Here is an 18,325-nt window from a genome sequence, read left to right on the forward strand (position 1 = left end):
AGCCCCTGCAGGCCATAAGCCGCCTGGCCTGCAGAAGGCTGTATGTTTTTTGATCAGGCAGCATGAGCATCCTCGGGTAGAATGCTCGGCCTACTTTGCCGAACCGCAGTTATCCCCATGCCCCAGACTCAAACCCCATCTCAACACGTCATCATCATCGGCGGCGGCCCGGCGGGGCTGATGGCCGCCGAAGTGTTGAGCCAGGCCGGGATCCGGGTCGACCTGTACGACGGCATGCCCTCGGTAGGCCGCAAGTTCCTGCTGGCGGGCGTGGGCGGCATGAACATCACCCATTCCGAACCTTACCCGGCGTTTCTGGCGCGCTATGCCGAACGGGCGCCGTGCATGGCGCCGTTGCTGCGTCAGTTCGGTGCCGAAACGTTGTGCGAATGGATACACGGGTTGGGGATTGAAACCTTTATCGGCAGCTCCGGCCGGGTGTTTCCTACTGACATGAAAGCCGCCCCGCTGCTGCGGGCCTGGCTCAAGCGCCTGCGCGACCAGGGCGTAGTTATCCACACCCGCCATCGCTGGCTGGGCTGGAATGCCGACGGCAGCCTGCTTATCCACAGCCCCGAGGGCGACAAAAGCGTACGCGGTGATGCAGTGTTGCTGGCCTTGGGCGGCGGCAGTTGGTCGCGCTTGGGCTCGGATGGGGCGTGGCTGAAGCTGCTGGAAGACAAGGGCGTGCCTTACGCGGCGTTGCAACCGAGCAACTGTGGCTTCGAGGTGTCGGCCTGGAGCGAGTTGATGGTCAGCAAATTCGCCGGGGCACCGCTGAAAAACGTCGCCATTGGCCTGGCAGACGACAAGCCACGGCTGGGGGAATGTGTGGTCACCGCCACGGGCATCGAAGGCAGCCTGATCTATGCGTTGTCGGCACCGATTCGTGAGGCGATCAACCGGGATGGATCGGCCACGGTGCACATTGACCTGTTGCCGAGTAAGCCACTGGACAAGGTGATCGCAGCGCTGAGCAAGCCGCGCGGCTCACGCTCGATGAGCAAGCATTTGCACAGTCAGTTGGGATTGGATGGGGTGAAGGCGGCACTTTTGCGCGAGCTGTCACCGGCGGAGCACTTCAATGATCCGGCGCAGCTGGCGGTGGATATCAAGGCGCTGCCGCTGACGCTGGTGAAAACCCGGCCAATGGATGAAGCCATCAGTACCGCAGGCGGCGTGCCGTTTGAGGCGCTGGATGAACGCTTGATGATCAAGCAATTGCCGGGCGTTTTTTGCGCAGGCGAGATGCTGGACTGGGAAGCGCCGACGGGCGGGTATTTGCTGACGGGGTGTTTTGCCAGCGGGCAGGCGGCAGGGCGCGGTGTTCTTGAGTGGTTGAGGCCGGCCACCCCGGCATGACCCACTCACCCCATCACCGCCCGGCAGCAAAGTTACCTCTGACTCAACTGGCTGTTAAATCGGGATAGGCACGTTTAAAAGCTGTTACTTGCTTCTGCAGGAAAGCATCCTCTTCAGGCAGTAAAATTTTCAGATTTTCTATATAACCTGAATACGCACTGAAGAGTCTGGAAGGATCGCCGTGTTTCAAATCGTTCCATTCCTGCTTGAAGGCGTAGCTGAGTTTCTGGCCCTCTTCCTGACTGGTATAAAGCATATCCTGTAGATACTTATCCAATGGCGCCCTTATCTCAGGACTGATCGAATAATTAGCCTCATACAACGACATCAACTCTCTGAACGAATGGATTGCCTGCCCATACTCGCCGCGCGCCGCATGGTCTTCAACCCGGGACCTTAATTCGGCCACACGCAACTCTACCTGCTTGAAAGCTTTCTCGTCAGCGGCCTTGCCTTTCTTGATTTCGCCGTCTACAACAACGCCGCCGATAATGCCCGCCGCCGCCAGGACCGGCAAAACAAAAGGTACTAAAAACACAGCCATATCTACATCTCCATCTAAGTTCGTCATTCAGAAATCAGTTTCTGACTCAACCTCAGTGGAAATGAAGCATTTTAAGTTCCAGCACTTAAACACGGCGACAATTACAAAAAATATCCAAATCACAAGCAATAACTCATCAAGGATGACGAGGCACAACTTGACGCGAGCGGAATTGCTCCGCTCACGGTAGTCACTATGCGTTTACTTGATAACCAACAAGCCCTACTTCTTTTTCCGCGGCCCGGTGTTAAACACGGGCACCTTACGCACTGGCTTGATCGAAGGCTCGACCGGCGTCGCCTCCCCGCTGTCCACCCACTTGCCCAGGTTACGCTTGCCACCACCGCCGCCCGAAGCCTTGGGTTTCTTCGGCTTTTTCGGCTTCTTCACCACCTGACCAGTGGCATCGGTATCCGGCACACGGTGCTCCGGTTCGAAGTCCTGCTCCATCTTCCGGGTCAACGTCTGACGGGTCAGCATCTCGATGGCCGACAGCATGTTCACTTCATCGGCGCACACCAGGGAAATCGCCTCACCGGTGTTGCCCGCACGACCGGTACGGCCGATGCGGTGGATGTAGTCCTCGGCCACGATCGGCAGGTCAAAGTTGACCACCAGCGGCAAGTCTTCGATATCCAGGCCACGGGCCGCCACGTCGGTGGCCACCAGGATCTGCACGTCGCTGCTCTTGAAGCGATCCAGCGCACGCTGGCGCGTGGCTTGTGGCTTGTCGCCGTGAATCCCGTCGGCATTGATGCCCAGGCCCTGGAGTTTTTCCACCAGCGCGTCCACACCGTTACGGGTCTTGGCGAACACCAGCACCTGCTTCCAGCGGCCCTTGCGCATCAGGTGCACAAACAGCTCGGCCTTGCGCTTCTTGTCCACCGGCACCACCCATTGCTTGACGGTGTTGGCGGCGACGTTGCGCGGGCTGACTTCGACGGTCAGCGGGTCGTTGAGCATCTGCCCGGCCAACTGGCGGATCTCGTCGGAGAAGGTTGCGGAGAACAGCAAGGTCTGGCGTTTTTTCGGCAGCATGCGGTAGATGTTCGCCAGTTCTTCGGAGAAGCCCAGGTCGAGCATGCGGTCAGCTTCATCCAGCACCAGGGTTTGCAGCTGGTTGAGCTTCAGCGCGTTCTGGCGGAACAGGTCGATCAGGCGGCCAGGGGTGGCGACCAGCACATCAACGCCTTTGCGCAGCTTCATCATCTGCGGGTTGATGCTCACGCCGCCGTAAACGGCGTAAGTGGTCAGCGGCACGTTTTGGGCGTACTCGGCGACGCTCGCATGAACCTGCTCGGCCAGTTCGCGGGTCGGGCACAGGATCAGCGCGCGCACCGAGTTGGCGCTGACTTTCGGCCCTTCCATGGTAAGCAGTTGCAGCAGCGGCACGGCGAAACCGGCGGTCTTGCCGGTGCCGGTCTGGGCCGCAGCCATCAGGTCACGGCCTGCCAGCACCGCCGGAATGGCTTGCGCCTGCACCGGCGTCGGGGTCTGGTAGCCAAGCGTCTCAAGGGCGCGCAGCAAGGGTTCGATCAGGCCAAGTGTGGCGAAAGTCATGGAAATACCGTAGGAAAAAGTCAGCGCAAGGTCGCAATGCGCGGCAGTTTACCTTATTTCCGGTTTTGGCTTTCGCCACTGTGGCAGGCTGATCAGCAGCACCGCGCTGATAATCACCAACATTGCCAGGGCTTCTTCCATACCGATGGTCTCACCGACAAACACAATCCCGAGCAACACCGCCACCGCCGGGTTGACGTAGGCATAGCTGGTGGCCGCCGCCGGGCGTACGTGCTTGAGCAGGTACATATAGGCATTGAAGGCGATGATCGAGCCGAACACGGTCAAGTACGCCAGGGCCAGCCAGCCTTCCAGCGGCGGCATGGCTTGGAGGTGTTCGCCGCTGACGGCACTGAGCAACAGCAGCACGAAACCTGCGATCAGCATCTCCGCCGCACTGGCCATCGCGCCTTGAGGCAGCGGCAAATGCTTGCTCCACACCGAACCAAAGGCCCAGGCCGCCGCCGCAAAAATCAGCAAGGCCGCACCGGTGGGGCTCGATTGCAGGTTGGAGCCCATATTGAGCATGGCGATACCGATAATCCCCAGCACCACCCCGGCCCATTCCAGACGGGTATTACGCGCGCCCCAGAAATAACCACAGAGCAAGGTGAACAACGGCACCGTCGCCACCGCCAACGCGGCAACCCCGGACGCCACGCCCGTATGTTCGGCCACACTGACCGCACCGTTGCCGAAGGTCAGCAGCAAAATGCCGATCTTCGCGGCAGCCTTCCACTGCACCCACGTCGGCGCCGGCGCCCCGCGCCAGCGCAGGAAGGCATACATCAGCGCACCCGCTGTCATAAAGCGAATCCCCGCCAGCAACAGCGGCGGCCAGTACTCCACACCAATGCGAATCACCAGGTAGGTAGACCCCCAGATCACATACAACGCAAAAAAGGCGGCGATCAACGGTAAGGGAAAGCGACGTGGGCCAGGCATTGGGCAGCTCTGTGGCAGGACAAGGGAGCGTTATTTTAGAAATCCCCGGCCTTAAACATAAGTTACAAAACCTGTTTAAAGCGCCAGTACACTTTTCAAAACATGGTTATCAAGGCTATAAACCGTGCTTTCGAAAGCTATGCATTCCCGGAGCCTTATCATGGACAAATACGACCGTATGCTTCTCAGCGCCCTGCTGGAAGACGGCCGCGCGTCCTACGCGCAACTGGCGCGCACCGTGAACCTGTCCGCGCCCGCCGTGGCTGAGCGAGTGGCGAAACTGGAAGCCAGTGGTGTGATTACCGGGTATCAGGCCAAGGTCGACCTGTCGAAGGTGGGGTTGCCGATCCAGTGCGTGATTGAGTTGCGGTTGACCAATCATGGGAGCCAGAAGGTTTACGACGCACTGTCGGAAATTCCCGAGTTGACTGAATGCCATCGGGTGACGGGCGATCCGTGCGTGATCATGCAGGCGGCGGTGGGCTCGATGCCGGAGCTGGAGAACCTGATCAATCGGGTGGCGAAATTCGGGTTCAGCAAGACCTCGATCATCTTGTCGAGCGCGATAGAGCGGCGGGTGCCGTTGGGGCAGCTGGAAGGGAATGGGAAGAGTGGCAACTGAACACGCCGCTCGGCAGCTCGTTCCCACGCTCTGCGTGGGAACGCATCCGGTGACGCTCTGCGTCACGACTTGAAGAGCGGACGCAGAGCGTCCAGGGCGGCATTCCCACGCGGAGCGTGGGAACGATCGCCATAGTTGACCGAGTTGCTTGAAACACCCGCGCTCAACTGTGTGTGGCTTGCCTGCGATGACGTCAGTAGCTTCACTGATTCGAAGGTGGTGGTGGATCGGTCGCTGGACTGCTTACAGCCTCGATAACACCGCAAAACTAATGGGGGAGCGGGCTTGCTCGCGAATGCGGTGTGTCAGTCAGCGCATGTGTTTGCTGATACTCCGTATTCGCGAGCAAGCCCGCTCCCACATTTGGATCTTCGTCATGTTGAAGATGGAGTTCTGCTCAAGCGACTTAGAACCCGCGATGCTTCTTCAGATGATCATTGATCTTCGCCGCCGGAACCTTCTGCAAGCTGCACAGCAATTCGTGTGACAACTCCCGCAACCCGTGGGTGCGACGCAGTTCCTCGGCCAGATGCGCGGTAAGGTTCGCCGCCATCTCCGCGTCCGCCATCGCCCGGTGAGCCTTGCCGGTGTGGGGCAGTTGGGCAAACGAGGTCAGGGTACCCAGCTTGTGATTCGGCGCCGCCGGCATCAAGCGTCGCGCCAGCAATAGCGAACAGGCAAACTTCTGCAAACGCGTACGCCGGATCAACCCCAGCTCGAAATCCCAGAACTTCTGGTCAAACGCGGCGTTGTGGGCCAGCAGCGGCGTGGTGCCGACAAACTCGTTCACCTCGTTCATCACCCGCTCCGCCGACGGTGCGGTGCGCAGCATGGCGTTGCTGATGCCGGTCAGTTGCTCGATAAACCCCGGCACACGCACACCAGCGTTCATCAGGCTCTGGTAGCGGTCCACGATCTGGCCCTGCTCCAGGATGACCACGGCGATTTCCGTGGCCCGGCAGCTGCTGCTCGGCTGGATGCCGGTGGTTTCAAAGTCGATGACCGCTATACGTTCCAAACCTGTTCCAACTCCGTCAAAAATCTATTTAAGCAGCAACGCGCCTTCAATCGGCACGTAGCGGCTGGCGGCGCGTATCAATGAGTTGGCCGTCAGCCCCGGCACGCCGTAGGCCACGGCTTCGACGCCGTGCTTGCTGATGATGCGGTCCAGCAGCATGTCGAAATCACCGTCGCCGGAGGCCAGCACCACTTCGTCGACATGGGCGGCGGCGTCCATGATGTCGATGGTGATGCCCACGTCCCAGTCGCCCTTGGCCGAGCCGTCGCTGCGCTGGATGTAAGGCTTGAGCTTCACGGTAAAACCCAGGTTGCGCAGGATCTGCTGGAACTGCTGTTGCTTGCTGTCGCCACGGTCGATGGCATAGGCATACGCCTCGACAATCTGCCCGCGCTGGCTGATATCAGCCCACAGGGCGGCGTAGTTGAAGTGACAGCCGTACGCCTGGCGCACGGTGTAGTAGAGGTTTTGTACATCGGCGAACACGGCTATCTTTTTCACCGCAAATCCTCATGACACGCGCATGGACCCCGGACTCAAGGGCCCGGAAAGGTTGCCAGTATGCCAGCCACAAGGGAGTTTCCGAGAAAAATCAGCCCGGGGCGACGAAGCGCCCCGGTTGAGTGTGGGTCAGACGAAGGAATCGTCGTCGCCAAAGGAGGAGGAGTCGTCGGAATAGTCGTTGTCGGCGAAGCTGTCGGAGGCGTTGTCGCTGCCCCAGCTGTCGTTGCCGGCATATTTCTGGTCGTCGTTGCCCCAGTTGCCGTTGTCGCTGGCCGGGGCCGGCTCTTCGCGGATGATCTCTTCAACCACTTGCGGTTGTTGCGAGTTGTGGCTGAACAGGCTGCTGATGCCTTCTGCCAGCATCACACCACCGGCCACGCCAGCTGCGGTTTTCAGGGCGCCGCCGAGGAAACCGCTGCCAATCGGCGCTGCGGGTGCCTGTTGGGGCTGCTGATAGTTCTGCTGGGGAGCACCGTAGTTCTGCTGCGGCGCAGGTTGCCCGCCAAACGACGGACGCGCTGGTTCACGCCAGCCACCGCCCGACGACGCAGGTGCGCTCTGGGTCGGCTGCGGGTCACGGGAACCGCCGCCGAAAATGCTCGACAGGAAACCGCCACTGCTCGGTGCAGGCTGCGCCGCCTGGGACCTGGCCTGTTGCAGTTGGTCCTGCAACTCCTGGATCTGCTGGGCCTGCTGCTTGTTCTGCGCATCGAGGCTCTTGATCGCGTGCTCTTGCACCAGAATCGACTGGGTCATGTAGTACGCAGCGGCCGGTTGGCGAGTGACGTGTTCCTTGATCCGCGCTTCAGCCTGGGCGTCGCGGGGGGCTGAGTCCGTTTCGGCTTGCTGCAACCGTGAAAACAGTCCGTCGATCAGGGTTTGTTCTTCGCTGTTCATGGCGACCTCGTTAGATTGCCGGTAGAAATCTTCGCCTTGCGCACGATGTGCAAGGTACAACCCAGTTATGGGGCTGTTGCTGATTGTTTCAATGGTCTTTACGCAAGGTTTACGTTTGCTTGCATCTGCTCATGATCGGTTAAAGTAACGCCCTTGCTTTTCGGCCTGTGAAGACCCTGATGAATCCGTTAGACGTATTGCGCGACTCCTTCTTCTTTTTCAAGCGCAACCTGGGCGCCATCGTGCAGTTGTGCCTGCCACTGGTGATCCTCGAAGCCCTGCTGCAACAGGTGCTCGACCACACGCTCGGCCCAGATGCGTTTCCCGGTTACAGCGTGGTGATCGGGCTGCTGGTGTACCCGCTGTACACCGGCGCACTGATCCTGTTCCTCGACGCCCGCACCCGGGGTGAATCGCCGCGCACCCTGGATGTGCTGGCCATGGCCCTGACCCTGTGGCCGCGCTTTGCCCTGCTGACGGCAATCAGCACGCTGCTGATCCTGCTGGGCCTGTCGCTGTATTTCCTGCCCGGCCTGTGGCTGATGGTGGTGCTGGCCTTCGCTGAATACCTGCTGGTGCTGCGGGGCATGTCGGCGCTGTCGGCCATGAAGGAAAGCCTGCGCCTGACCCGTGGGCATTTCTGGCGGATCCTGGTGTGCCTGCTGTGCGTGATGACCCCGCTGTGGTTGCTCAAGGGCGCCAGCGTGGCCGTCTATCCGGACCCGAACCCGCTGCTGGGCCTGCTGATCGACAGCGCACAGAGCTTCCTGCAACTGTTCACCAGCGTGGTGTTGTTCCGCCTGTTCATGTTGATTGGTGGCGACGCCGACGCGCGGTGATATGCTCCGGGCCTGTCCTGCAACGCCATAAGCCGAGCCGATGACCCGACTACTGCGCATTACCTTGCTGGGCCTGCTGATCCTCGCGGCCCTGCTGACCGGCTTGATCTACAGCCTGACCTGGCGCCCTGCCGACAAGGAGACCCTGCCCATCCGCTGCGTCGCGCCCCGTGCGCCGACCCTGCTGCCTGGGCAGGCGCTAAAGGTCATGACCTGGAACGTGCAGTACCTGGCGGGCAAGAACTACGTGTTCTGGTACGACACCCCGGACGGCAGCGGCCCGGACGACCGCCCGACCGTTGAAGACATGGCTTCAAGCCTCGACGAAGTGGCGCGGGTGATCCGCGACGAGCAGCCCGACATCCTGCTGTTGCAGGAAGTCGACGAAGGCGCCAAGCCTTCCAGCTACCAGGACCAACTGGCCTTGCTCCAGGAACGCCTGGCCGACCTCTACCCGTGCAGCGCCCAGGCCTTCGACTGGAAAGCCGACTTCGTGCCCGACCTGCATATCTTCGGCAGCGTCGGCCGCAAGCTGGTGACCATGAGCCGCTACCAGATCGAACACGCCGAGCGCCTGCAATTGCCGGTAGCACGCGCCAACCTGATCAGCCGTCAGTTCCAGCCCAAGCCCGCGTTATTGCTGACCTACCTGCCATTGAGCGATGGCGGCCAGTTGGCCGTGCTCAATACTCGCCTGGACGGCGCGGCCCCCGGGCACAACGCCGTGCTGGAACAGGTGCAGGCGACCGTCAAGCTGGTGGATAAATTCGAGAGCCGTGGCACGCCATGGCTGATGGGTGGGGATTTCAACCTGCTGCCGCTGGGACAGTTCCTGCGCCTGGACCCCGGCAAGCGCGGGCAATACTCGCCGGACAGTGAGCTGCACCTGCTGTGGGAAAAGTACCCGATGATCCCGAGCAACAGCCAATCCAGCGGGATTGACCGGGACCAGTGGCTGACGTATTTCCCGAATGACCCAACCGTAGAGGGGCCGGATCGTACGCTGGATTACCTGTTCCACAGCTCGCGCATCAAGAAGGTTGAGAGCAAGGTGCGCCAGAGCGATACGGTGCGCATCTCCAATCATTTGCCGGTGATTGCGCGGTTCCTGTTGCCCGCCGCGCAGTAACTAACACTGCAAAACAGTGTGGGAGCTGGCTTGTGTGGGAGCCGGGCTTGCCCGCGATGCAGGCACCTCGGTCTATCCGACAGACCGAGGTGATGCCATCGCAGGCAAGCCAGCTCCCACATTAGATCTGCGATGTACTTACTTTCTCGGCTTGATCCGGGCAGTCGGTTCAGCAATCAACGGATCATCCGGCCAGTAATGCTTGGGATATCGCCCCTTCAAATCCTTCTTCACCTCGGCGTAAGTACTGCGCCAGAAGTTCGCCAGGTCCTGCGTCACCTGCACGGGCCGTCTGGCCGGCGACAACAGGTGCAGCTTGACCACCTGCCGCCCGCCGGCAATCCGTGGGGTGTCCGCCAGCCCGAACAATTCCTGCAAGCGCACCGCCAGAATCGGCGGCTGCTCGCTGTAGTCCAGCCGCACCGACGAGCCCGACGGCACCTTCAGATGGTGCGGCGCCAGCTCGTCCAACCGCGCCGGCAACGGCCACGGCAGCAGGTTATGCAGGAAGCTGGAAATATCCAGATTGGCGAAATGGCTCAGGCGCGACACCTTGCCCAGGTACGGCATCAACCAGTGTTCCAGGCTGGCAAGCAAGGCGCTGTCGCTGACATCCGGCCATTCACTGGCCTTGCCGCTATCCAGACCACGCAGCAGCATCACCCGCGCCTGCCATTGGCGCAGCTCCGGGGTCCAGGGCAGCAGTTCCAGGCCTTTGCGCCGCACCAGGTTGACCAGCGCCTGGCTGCGGGCGGACTCGTCGAGGCCGGTCAGCGGTTCGCGGCTGAGCACCAGTTCGCCGACCTTGCGCTGGCGTTCGGCCCGCAGCACGCCTTCGCGCTCATCCCAGTCAAGCTGGTCGACATTACGCACCTGCTCGGCCAACACCGAGTCGAACAGCGCCGGATCAAAATCCGCCGCGAGGTAAATCCGTTCTTCACGCTGGCCCTGGCGGCTGCCCAGATCGGCAATCACCAGCCAGGGTTGTTTCATCAGGCTGTCGGCTTCGGCGAACAACGCGGCACGGCCGTTGGCGAGGCGGTATTCGGCACCGCCCGCCCGCCGTTGCTGGGCGACGCGGTCCGGGTAGGCCAGCGCCAGCAAGGCACCGAGCCAGCGCGGATGATCGGGATCAGCCACCGGCTGCTCTGCCTTGCCTCTTAAATAGCCACGGTATTGCCGCGCCAGTTGGCGGGCACGCTGCACACCGCCCTGGGTGCCACGGGCCTTTTCTTCACCGGATAACAGGGCCAGGCGGCTGTGCAAATCCGCACCGGCACCACGCAGGATATCGCGCTCACCCAACAGTGCCGCCACGTCACAGGCCATGCTCGCCAGGCCCAGATCCTGACCACGCAGCAGCAAATGAGCGATTCGCGGGTGCGCCGGCAACCCGGCCATTTTCTGGCCGTGGGCGGTCAGCTTGGTATCGCTCAACGCTCCGAGGCGCTCGAGCAAATCCTGGGCCTGTGCATAAGCCGCGGTGGGCGGAACGTCGAGCCATACCAACTGCGTCGGCGCCACGCCCCAGCGGCCCAATTGCAGGGCCAAACCGGAAAGATCCGCCGAGAGAATTTCCGCACTGGAATACGCCGCCAGCCCTTCATGCTGGTCCTCGGACCACAACCGATAACACACCCCCGGCTCCAGTCGCCCTGCCCGGCCGGCACGCTGGGTGGCGCTGGCGCGAGAGATGCGCTGGGTGTCGAGACGGGTCATGCCGCTGCCCGGGTCGAAACGCGGGACCCGCGCCAACCCGGCGTCGATCACCACGCGCACGCCGTTGATGGTCAGGCTGGTCTCGGCAATGTTGGTGGCCAGCACCACTTTGCGCTGGCCGGCGGGCGCCGGGTCGATGGCGGCGCGCTGGGCGGCCAGGTCCAGTTCGCCGTGCAGCGGGCATAGCAGCACATCGGGGTTATCGCCCAGCGCGTCAGCCAATTGCTGATTAACCCGACGAATCTCGGCCTGCCCCGGCAGGAACACCAGCACGCTGCCGGTTTCATCATGCAAGGCTTCAAGGATGGTCTGCACCAACCGCGGTTCGATAAATTCACCGGGCTGGAATGGCCGGCCCCAGCGCATCTGCACCGGGTACATGCGCCCTTCGCTGCGCAGGATCGGCGCGTCGTCCAGCAACCCGGCCAGGCGCTCGCCTTCCAGGGTGGCGGACATCAGCAAAATCTTCAGTGGCTGCTCGTCGCGAAACAGGTCTCGACCATTGAGACTAAGGGCCAGCGCCAGATCGGCGTCCAGGCTGCGTTCGTGGAACTCGTCGAAGATCAACAAACCCACGCCGTCGAGTGCCGGGTCATCCTGCAGACGCCGAGTGAGGATGCCTTCGGTGACCACTTCGATGCGGGTGTTGGGGCCGACCTTACTGTCCAGGCGAATGCGGTAGCCAACGGTTTCGCCGACCTTTTCCCCCAACTCGCTGGCCAGCCTTTCTGCCGCTGCACGGGCGGCCAGGCGGCGGGGCTCGAGCATCAGGATGGTTTGCCCGGCCAGCCAGGGTTCATTCAACAGCGCCAATGGCACTCGTGTGGTTTTACCGGCGCCGGGCGGTGCTTCGAGCACGGCTTCATGGCGCGTCGCCAGGGCGTCACGCAGGGCGGGTAAAACATCATCGATTGGCAACGAATTCATACTGGCTCCAAAGCAGAGCGGCGAGTATAACGGCGAACTGCCGGGTGTCGGTGGTGGTCTCAACGACACGGCCCCGTACTGACTGGAATGCGGTCAAAGGTGGGAGCTGGCCTGCCTGCGATAGCGGTGTGTCAGCCAACACCCCTGATACTGAACCACCGCCATCGCAGGCAAGCCAGCTCCCACACTTGATCATCGTCGCCTTGTAGACTGGCTTATAGTCACTTTCATTATGTTCAAGGAGAGTCCCATGCGTGTTGCTTCCCGTGTCATCGGCGGTGTTCTGGCCGTCACCCTGCTGAGCCAGTTGACGGCCTGCGGCTCGATTTTCTACCCCGACCGCCGGGGCCAGATCGACGGCAAGATCGACCCGGCAATTGCCGTGCTCGATGCGGTCGGCCTGCTGTTCTACGTGATCCCGGGCCTGATCGCCTTTGGTGTCGACTTCGCCACCGGCGCGATCTACTTCGAGCCGGGCAAAACCGCCCAGGTAGCTCCGGAAAAACTCCAGCAAGCCATCGGCGCCGACGGCAAGGTCGACAACGCCAAGCTGCAAACCATCATCCAGAAAGAAACCGGGCATAACCTGCCGCTGGACGACCCGCGCATGATCCAGTTCAAGGGCAGCGTGCAACAACTCGCCACCCTGGGCCTGCAACCCGCCGCTTAAGGACTGACCCGCCCCATGACCACCAGTCCCGAACACGCCCGGCTGTTGCGCCTGGCCACCCGCGCTTCCGTCGGCGTGGCCTGTGTGCTGATTGTGACCAAGGCCATCGCCTGGTGGCTCAGCGGCTCGGTGAGCATGCTCGCCGGGCTGACCGACTCGCTGCTCGACGGCGTCACCTCGCTGCTGAATTTGCTGGCCGTGCACTATGCGTTGCGCCCGGCGGATGACGATCATCGTTATGGCCATGGCAAGGCGGAATCCCTGTCGGGCATGGCCCAGGCGTTGTTCATCGCCGGCAGTGCGGTGTTGATCGCCTTCCAGGCGTTCCAGCGTTTGCAGCATCCGGAACCTGTGGGCGCGCCATGGCTGAGTATTGGCGTGATCGTTCTGTCCCTGGCGTTGACGGCGGCGCTGCTGATCCTGCAATACCGGGTGATCCGCGAAACCGGCTCCAACGCCATCCGCGCCGACTCGCTGCACTATCGCTCAGACATGATGCTCAACGGCAGCATCCTGGTGGCGCTGGTGCTGGCGGCGTTTGGTTTTCATCAGGTGGACGCCTGGTTCGGGCTGGGCATCGCGGCCTACATTTTGTGGAGCGCCATCCAGATCGCCCGGGAAAGTTTTTCGGTACTGATGGACGAGGAACTGCCGCCGGATGTCAGCCAGCACATGCTGGAACTGGCGTGCAGCGTGCCCGGTGTATTGGGTGCCCATGACCTGCGCACGCGGATTTCCGGCAGCCACTGGTTCGTGCAGTTGCACCTGGAGTTACCGGGGGAATTGAGTTTGTCCGTGGCCCACGGCATCAGCGATCAAGCCGCCGATGCCATCCACAACGCCTACCCGCGAGCCGAAGTGCTGGTGCACGCCGACCCGCAGGAAGTGGTCAAGGGCGCGAAGGCCTAGTACTGCACCTGATACCCGCGACTGCTCAGGCAGTTGCCCTGGGCCTGGCGGTAGGTTTGCACCACGGCCGGGTCGGGGGCGTAGGTGACGGTCCTTGGGTCAAAGCCACTTTGTTGCACGGCCCAGCGATAGCAGTCGTAACCGTCCTGCTGGACCTGCGCCGGTGACTGGCCGTTGGCCGGGTAAGCCACCACGTCATAACCATTGCCCTGGGGCACGGGTTGCGGCGCTGGCGCGGCGGGCGGCGGCTGCACCACAACGTACTGCTGGCTGCTTTCTTCGTAGGTGTAATAGGCACCGGCGGCGAGGAAGAACAGCGCACTGCCCACCCACACTTCCCGCGCGTAGTCGGGCAGGTATTGCACGCGAATCCCGTAAGGCGGCGTCACGACGACATAGCGCGGGCCTTGCGGGCGATACCAGTAGCCACCCGAGAAGAAGTAGTCCTGGCCGCGATACGGCACGCGGTAATTGCGGTCGGGGAAGCGATCGACGATATAACCCGGACGGTATTGCGGGCCGGGCCCCCAGCCATTGCCGTGCCCGTCGGGGCGACCTGGCCAGCGGTGATCGTTGGGGTGGTTATTGCCACCGCCGTTACCCCCGTTGAAGCCGGGCCGGCCCGGGCCACCCTGGCCGCCATTGCCGGCCTGCCAATGCTGGTTGCCGTCGTTGCGACGCGGGATGTCCTGGTAATTGCCGGGACGCGGTTCCTGGGTCTGGCGCACGGTGTCCGGGCGACCCTGGATCGGCAGGTTATTGGCCGGCTGCGGCGCCGGGTGCGGAGGTTGCTGTTGATTGCCTTGCGGGCGACCTTGCCACTGGCCACCTCCGTTCGGGCGCTCAATGTTCTGGTTCTGCGGTCGTGGCTGATTGTTTTCGAAATGCTGATTCTGCGGACGCGGCTGATTGTTCTCGGGCCGAGGGGCTACAGGGCGCGGTTGACTATTTTGTGGTCGCGGTTGGTTGTTCTGCGGCCGAGGCTGATTATTGCCTGGATGCCCTTCCGGGCCTCTTTCATGCTGACCACCGCCTTCCTGGCGTGGCGGGTCGTCGGCCATCACTTGCGCACCAACGCTCATCATCAGCAAACCAACACCTGCCAAACGCCAGATGCGCTTCATGCTATTCCTCACTGCGGATTAGGGCCTACACGTAAGACTGGAAAACCGGGGCCCGGTTCTGCGAGAGGTTATCAGTCACGAGAAGTATTTTCGCAGGCAATAAAAAGGGGCGACCCGTCGGTCGCCCCTTGAGAACTTCGTCCTGGCTCAACGCTTTTGACGTTGGCTCACCTCACGCCGTCTTGTGGACAGTGTGCAGCCCGGGGGCCGGGGCAACCCTGTGGGGTTGGCGGCCGCAGCCGGCCTTATTGGCGGGCTGCAGTGGACTGTATGTCCGGGCAGTGATTCTGTTGATAACTCTACGCCTCGGCCTCGGGCAGATGATTGCGAAGATTGCGTCAATAAACAGTGCTTGCGCAATTTTTAACCCTGGATAGATAATTCACCGCAATAGTTACGACAAAGGCCAGCCCCATGAGCAAACTTGACCGATACGACCTGAGTATTTTGGCGGAATTGCAGCGCGACGCGAGGATCTCCAACCAGGAGTTGGCCGAGCGCATCGGCCTGTCGCCTTCGCCGTGCTCACGCCGGGTCAAGCAACTCGAAGACGACGGCTACATCGCCCGCCAGGTCGCCTTGCTCGACCGCAAGATGCTCGGCCTGAGTCTCACGGCCTACGTGCTGATCGGCATGGACCGACACACCCCCGAACGTTTCGAGAACTTCGAAGCGGCCATCCGCACCTTGCCGCAAGTGCTGGAATGCAGCCTGGTGACCGGGATGGACGCCGACTATCAGCTGAAAGTGGTGGTGCCAGACATGGATCACTACCAGAAGTTGCTGCTGGGCCACCTGACCCGCATCGAAGGCGTCACCAGCGTGCGTTCAAGCTTTGTGCTGAACCAGGTGCTCAACAGCACCGAGCTGCCGCTGACCCACCTGCGCACTTAAGACCAGCGCGGAACAAATGTGGGAGCGGGCTTGCTCGCGAATGCGGTGTGCCAGGCACCGAATGTGCTGACTGATCCACCGCATTCGCGAGCAAGCCCGCTCCCACATTTTGACTGTGTTCCCGCAGGGTGGTAAGTCTGCGGCAGACCGACGCAGGTCAATGTCGCGCCGATTGCCCTGGCGTATAATCGGCGCCCTGCCCCAGCCGGAAACAACCCGATGAACTCGATTGATCCCGCCGTGTTTGAAGAATGGATGATGACCGGCCTGGTCAGCATCCTGATCATTTTCATGGGCTTTATTGTCTGGGACCTGGCGAAGAAATCCAAGGCCGGGCGCTTTGGCTCGATGATCCTGTTCTTCGTGCTGGGCCTGGGCGTTGCCGCGTTCATCATCAAGAGCGTGGTGATCGGCCTGATCGAGTCCGGCGCCTTATAAGCGCGCCGGCACTTCTTTCCATTGGCCTTGGTCCAGGCCGTCGATCGACCAGTCACCAATCCGCACCCGCACCAGACGCAGCGTCGGCAAGCCTACGGCGGCCGTCATGCGCCGCACCTGGCGGTTACGCCCTTCACGAATCACCAGCTCCAGCCAATGGGTCGGCACGCTCTTGCGAAACCGCACCGGCGGGTTGCGTGGCCATAGTTGTGGCTCGTCCAGTTGCCGGGCTTCGGCGGGCAGGGTCATGCCGTCATTGAGCTCCACACCGTCGCGCAGGCGTTGCAGCTGTTCCTCGGTCGGTTCGCCTTCCACTTGCACCCAATAGGTTTTCGCCAGCTTGTGCTTGGGGTCCGCGATACGCGCCTGCAATTGGCCGTCGTTGGTCAGCAGCAACAGGCCTTCACTGTCACGGTCCAGGCGCCCGGCCGGGTAAATGCCGGGGATGTCGATGAAATCCTTGAGGGTCGCCCGCCCGCCTTCATCGCTGAATTGGGTCAGCACATCGAAGGGTTTATTGAACAGGATCAACTTGGGATCGGCCGGTGGCGCCTTGGCGACACGACGCGGGGCTGACGAGGTTTGCGGACTTTTCACACCGGGGCGGCGGGAAACAGGACGGGCAGGACGGGACATGGCAAAGGAACATCTAACGGTCAGGACCGACAATGCTAGTGGCCTGACCGTTAAATAACCATCCCAACCGTTTAGCGAAACGGCGGCTCGTCGAAGCTGCGCAGTTTGCGCGAGTGCAGCGAGTTGAGTTCGGTGCGCAACAGATCCACCGCCTCGATACCGATCTTCAAGTGCTGGCTGACCGCACGCTCATAGAACGCGTTGGCCGATCCCGGCAGCTTGATCTCGCTGTGCAGCGGTTTATCCGAGACACACAGCAACGTGCCGTACGGCACCCGCAGGCGGTAGCCCTGGGCGGCGATGGTACCGCTTTCCATATCCACGGCCACGGCGCGGGACAGGTTGATCAGCGGACGCTCCTGGGCCCAGCGCAGCTCCCAGTTGCGGTCGTCGTAGGTCAGCACGGTGCCGGTGCGCAGGCGCTTTTTCAGCTCTTCGCCTTTCTCGCCGGTGACGTTGGCCGCGGCTTGCTGCAAGGCCATCTGCACTTCGGCCAGGGCCGGGATCGGAATGTTCGGCGGCACTACCCGGTCGAGAATCCCGTCGCGACGCATGTAGGCGTGAGCCAGCACGTAGTCACCGATGGTCTGGGATTGGCGCAGCCCGCCGCAGTGACCAATCATCAGCCAGCAATGCGGACGCAATACGGCGAGGTGGTCGGTGATGTTCTTGGCATTGGACGGGCCGACGCCGATGTTCACCAGGGTCACACCATGGCCGTCGCTGGCCTGCAAGTGGTAGGCCGGCATCTGATAACGGTGCCAGACCACGCCGGCAGCAATGGCAGACGCTTCGCCGTGGTCCATGCTCTTGTCGATGATCACATTGCCCGGCAGCACCATGCGGATAAAGCGCGGGTCGCTGCGCAACTGTTCCAGGCCATGCACGATGAACTGGTCAACGTAGCGGTGGTAGTTGGTCAGCAAAATCCACGGCTGCACATGGCGCCAGTCGCTGCCGGTGTAGTGCACCAGGCGGCGCAGGGAGAAGTCGACGCGGGCGGCATCGAACAATGCCAATGGCAGCGGGTCGGTGTTTTCCCAGTCGTACAGCCCGTCGGCGATGCCATCGGTGGCGGCAGACAGGTCGGTACTCGGGAACACCCGCGCCAGCGTGGCGGCAGTTACACCGGAGCCGGCCAGTTCGTCACCCTGCTCCACCACGTACGGGTAGGGAATGTTCTGCTGGCTGACGCCCACTTCCACCGTCACGGTGAAGTCGTGCATCAACGGCACCAGTTGCTCCAGCAGGTATTTGCGGAAGGCCGACGGATGGGTGACGGTGACGCTGTAGGTCCCCGGCAACTGAACCTTGGCATACGCCCGGGTGGTCTGTGGGACTTCGCCCTGCACCAGGTAGGTCAGGCGCAGTTCCGGGTAGCGAAACATCGCACGTTGTTCAGCGTCGGGTTCGACGCGGTCTTTGAGGTAGCGCTTGAGGGCTTGATTGAGCGCGCCAGTGGCACGCTCATGGAGAGCCGCCAGCCGATCCACGGCTTCTTCGGCGGTTTGAACGACAACAAAAGCTTCGGTCACGGTAAGCATCCTGTGTTCTGACTTGCAGGCCTTCATCTTGCCTGTATCCCTGG

The 18,325-nt window shown here is 61.8% G+C and carries 18 protein-coding genes; 8 read left to right on the forward strand and 10 right to left on the reverse strand.

What is annotated here, in order from left to right; genetic code table 11:
• Nucleotides 1-117: 117 nt before the first annotated feature.
• Nucleotides 118-1,362: a TIGR03862 family flavoprotein gene (locus HX839_RS08575; protein ID WP_102369954.1), complete on the forward strand. Its 1,245-nt coding sequence runs from the start codon at nucleotides 118-120 to the stop codon at nucleotides 1,360-1,362.
• A 43-nt stretch (nucleotides 1,363-1,405) separates the two neighbouring features.
• Here HX839_RS08575 and HX839_RS08580 read toward each other — a convergent pair whose 3' ends face one another.
• The 3 genes from HX839_RS08580 to yedA all read right to left on the reverse strand — a co-directional run bounded on the left by HX839_RS08580 (nucleotide 1,406) and on the right by yedA (nucleotide 4,411).
• Entirely contained in the window at nucleotides 1,406-1,933 is a 528-nt protein-coding gene (locus HX839_RS08580; protein ID WP_238544249.1) for a hypothetical protein, read from the reverse strand.
• Between the two features lie 195 nt (nucleotides 1,934-2,128).
• Complete coding sequence (locus HX839_RS08585) at nucleotides 2,129-3,466, reverse strand: DEAD/DEAH box helicase (RefSeq protein ID WP_003215511.1); 1,338 nt, start codon at nucleotides 3,464-3,466, stop codon at nucleotides 2,129-2,131.
• Between the two features lie 48 nt (nucleotides 3,467-3,514).
• Nucleotides 3,515-4,411, reverse strand: a complete 897-nt coding sequence (gene yedA / locus HX839_RS08590) for a drug/metabolite exporter YedA (protein ID WP_087693559.1) — start codon at nucleotides 4,409-4,411, stop codon at nucleotides 3,515-3,517.
• Between the two features lie 160 nt (nucleotides 4,412-4,571).
• Between yedA and HX839_RS08595 the strand changes: the two genes are divergently transcribed.
• Entirely contained in the window at nucleotides 4,572-5,033 is a 462-nt protein-coding gene (locus HX839_RS08595) for an Lrp/AsnC family transcriptional regulator (protein WP_003215506.1), read from the forward strand.
• A gap of 406 nt (nucleotides 5,034-5,439) precedes the next feature.
• Here HX839_RS08595 and HX839_RS08600 read toward each other — a convergent pair whose 3' ends face one another.
• The 3 genes from HX839_RS08600 to HX839_RS08610 form a co-directional block, all read right to left on the reverse strand.
• The gene (locus tag HX839_RS08600; protein ID WP_003215504.1) at nucleotides 5,440-6,051 is read right to left on the reverse strand and encodes a PolC-type DNA polymerase III; all 612 of its coding nucleotides are present in this window, start codon (nucleotides 6,049-6,051) and stop codon (nucleotides 5,440-5,442) included.
• Between the two features lie 24 nt (nucleotides 6,052-6,075).
• On the reverse strand, nucleotides 6,076-6,552 hold the full coding sequence (locus HX839_RS08605; RefSeq protein ID WP_003215502.1) for an NYN domain-containing protein: 477 nt from the start codon (nucleotides 6,550-6,552) through the stop codon (nucleotides 6,076-6,078).
• A gap of 129 nt (nucleotides 6,553-6,681) precedes the next feature.
• Nucleotides 6,682-7,452, reverse strand: a complete 771-nt coding sequence (locus HX839_RS08610; protein WP_008436594.1) for a DUF2076 domain-containing protein — start codon at nucleotides 7,450-7,452, stop codon at nucleotides 6,682-6,684.
• Between the two features lie 179 nt (nucleotides 7,453-7,631).
• On the opposite strand from HX839_RS08610, the gene HX839_RS08615 reads away from it, so the two are divergent.
• A complete protein-coding gene (locus tag HX839_RS08615; RefSeq protein ID WP_003215498.1) occupies nucleotides 7,632-8,291 on the forward strand; it encodes a YciC family protein in 660 nt (219 codons plus the stop codon).
• 40 nt (nucleotides 8,292-8,331) lie between these two features.
• Nucleotides 8,332-9,420: an endonuclease/exonuclease/phosphatase family protein gene (locus tag HX839_RS08620; protein WP_134327357.1), complete on the forward strand. Its 1,089-nt coding sequence runs from the start codon at nucleotides 8,332-8,334 to the stop codon at nucleotides 9,418-9,420.
• Nucleotides 9,421-9,558: 138 nt separating this feature from the next.
• Here the strand turns inward: HX839_RS08620 and hrpB are convergent, their stop codons facing one another.
• Entirely contained in the window at nucleotides 9,559-12,066 is a 2,508-nt protein-coding gene (hrpB, locus tag HX839_RS08625; protein WP_177066952.1) for an ATP-dependent helicase HrpB, read from the reverse strand.
• Nucleotides 12,067-12,316: 250 nt separating this feature from the next.
• Here hrpB and HX839_RS08630 point away from each other — a divergent pair, with 250 nt between their 5' ends.
• Complete coding sequence (locus HX839_RS08630) at nucleotides 12,317-12,736, forward strand: hypothetical protein (protein ID WP_017476229.1); 420 nt, start codon at nucleotides 12,317-12,319, stop codon at nucleotides 12,734-12,736.
• 15 nt (nucleotides 12,737-12,751) lie between these two features.
• Nucleotides 12,752-13,645 carry a cation diffusion facilitator family transporter gene (locus tag HX839_RS08635; protein ID WP_087693591.1) on the forward strand — a complete coding sequence of 298 codons (894 nt, stop codon included), beginning with the start codon at nucleotides 12,752-12,754 and terminating at the stop codon, nucleotides 13,643-13,645.
• Here the strand turns inward: HX839_RS08635 and HX839_RS08640 are convergent.
• Nucleotides 13,642-14,769, reverse strand: a complete 1,128-nt coding sequence (locus HX839_RS08640) for a DUF6515 family protein (protein WP_003215487.1) — start codon at nucleotides 14,767-14,769, stop codon at nucleotides 13,642-13,644. The genes HX839_RS08635 and HX839_RS08640 overlap by 4 nt on opposite strands.
• Nucleotides 14,770-15,183: 414 nt before the next feature.
• On the opposite strand from HX839_RS08640, the gene HX839_RS08645 reads away from it, so the two are divergent.
• The gene (locus HX839_RS08645; RefSeq protein WP_003194418.1) at nucleotides 15,184-15,663 is read left to right on the forward strand and encodes an Lrp/AsnC family transcriptional regulator; all 480 of its coding nucleotides are present in this window, start codon (nucleotides 15,184-15,186) and stop codon (nucleotides 15,661-15,663) included.
• 228 nt (nucleotides 15,664-15,891) lie between these two features.
• Nucleotides 15,892-16,101 (forward strand): DUF2788 domain-containing protein, encoded by a 210-nt coding sequence (locus HX839_RS08650; protein ID WP_026077819.1) that lies wholly within the window; start codon nucleotides 15,892-15,894, stop codon nucleotides 16,099-16,101.
• On the opposite strand, the gene HX839_RS08655 is transcribed toward HX839_RS08650, so the two are convergent.
• Both HX839_RS08655 and amn read right to left on the reverse strand, forming a co-directional pair.
• On the reverse strand, nucleotides 16,096-16,737 hold the full coding sequence (locus tag HX839_RS08655; RefSeq protein WP_003215483.1) for a pseudouridine synthase: 642 nt from the start codon (nucleotides 16,735-16,737) through the stop codon (nucleotides 16,096-16,098). The genes HX839_RS08650 and HX839_RS08655 overlap by 6 nt on opposite strands.
• A 71-nt stretch (nucleotides 16,738-16,808) precedes the next feature.
• Nucleotides 16,809-18,308, reverse strand: a complete 1,500-nt coding sequence (amn, locus tag HX839_RS08660) for an AMP nucleosidase (RefSeq protein ID WP_172834544.1) — start codon at nucleotides 18,306-18,308, stop codon at nucleotides 16,809-16,811.
• Nucleotides 18,309-18,325 lie beyond the last annotated feature (17 nt).

The sequence above is a fragment of the Pseudomonas sp. I8001 genome (assembly GCF_013385345.1).
Classification (GTDB): domain Bacteria; phylum Pseudomonadota; class Gammaproteobacteria; order Pseudomonadales; family Pseudomonadaceae; genus Aquipseudomonas.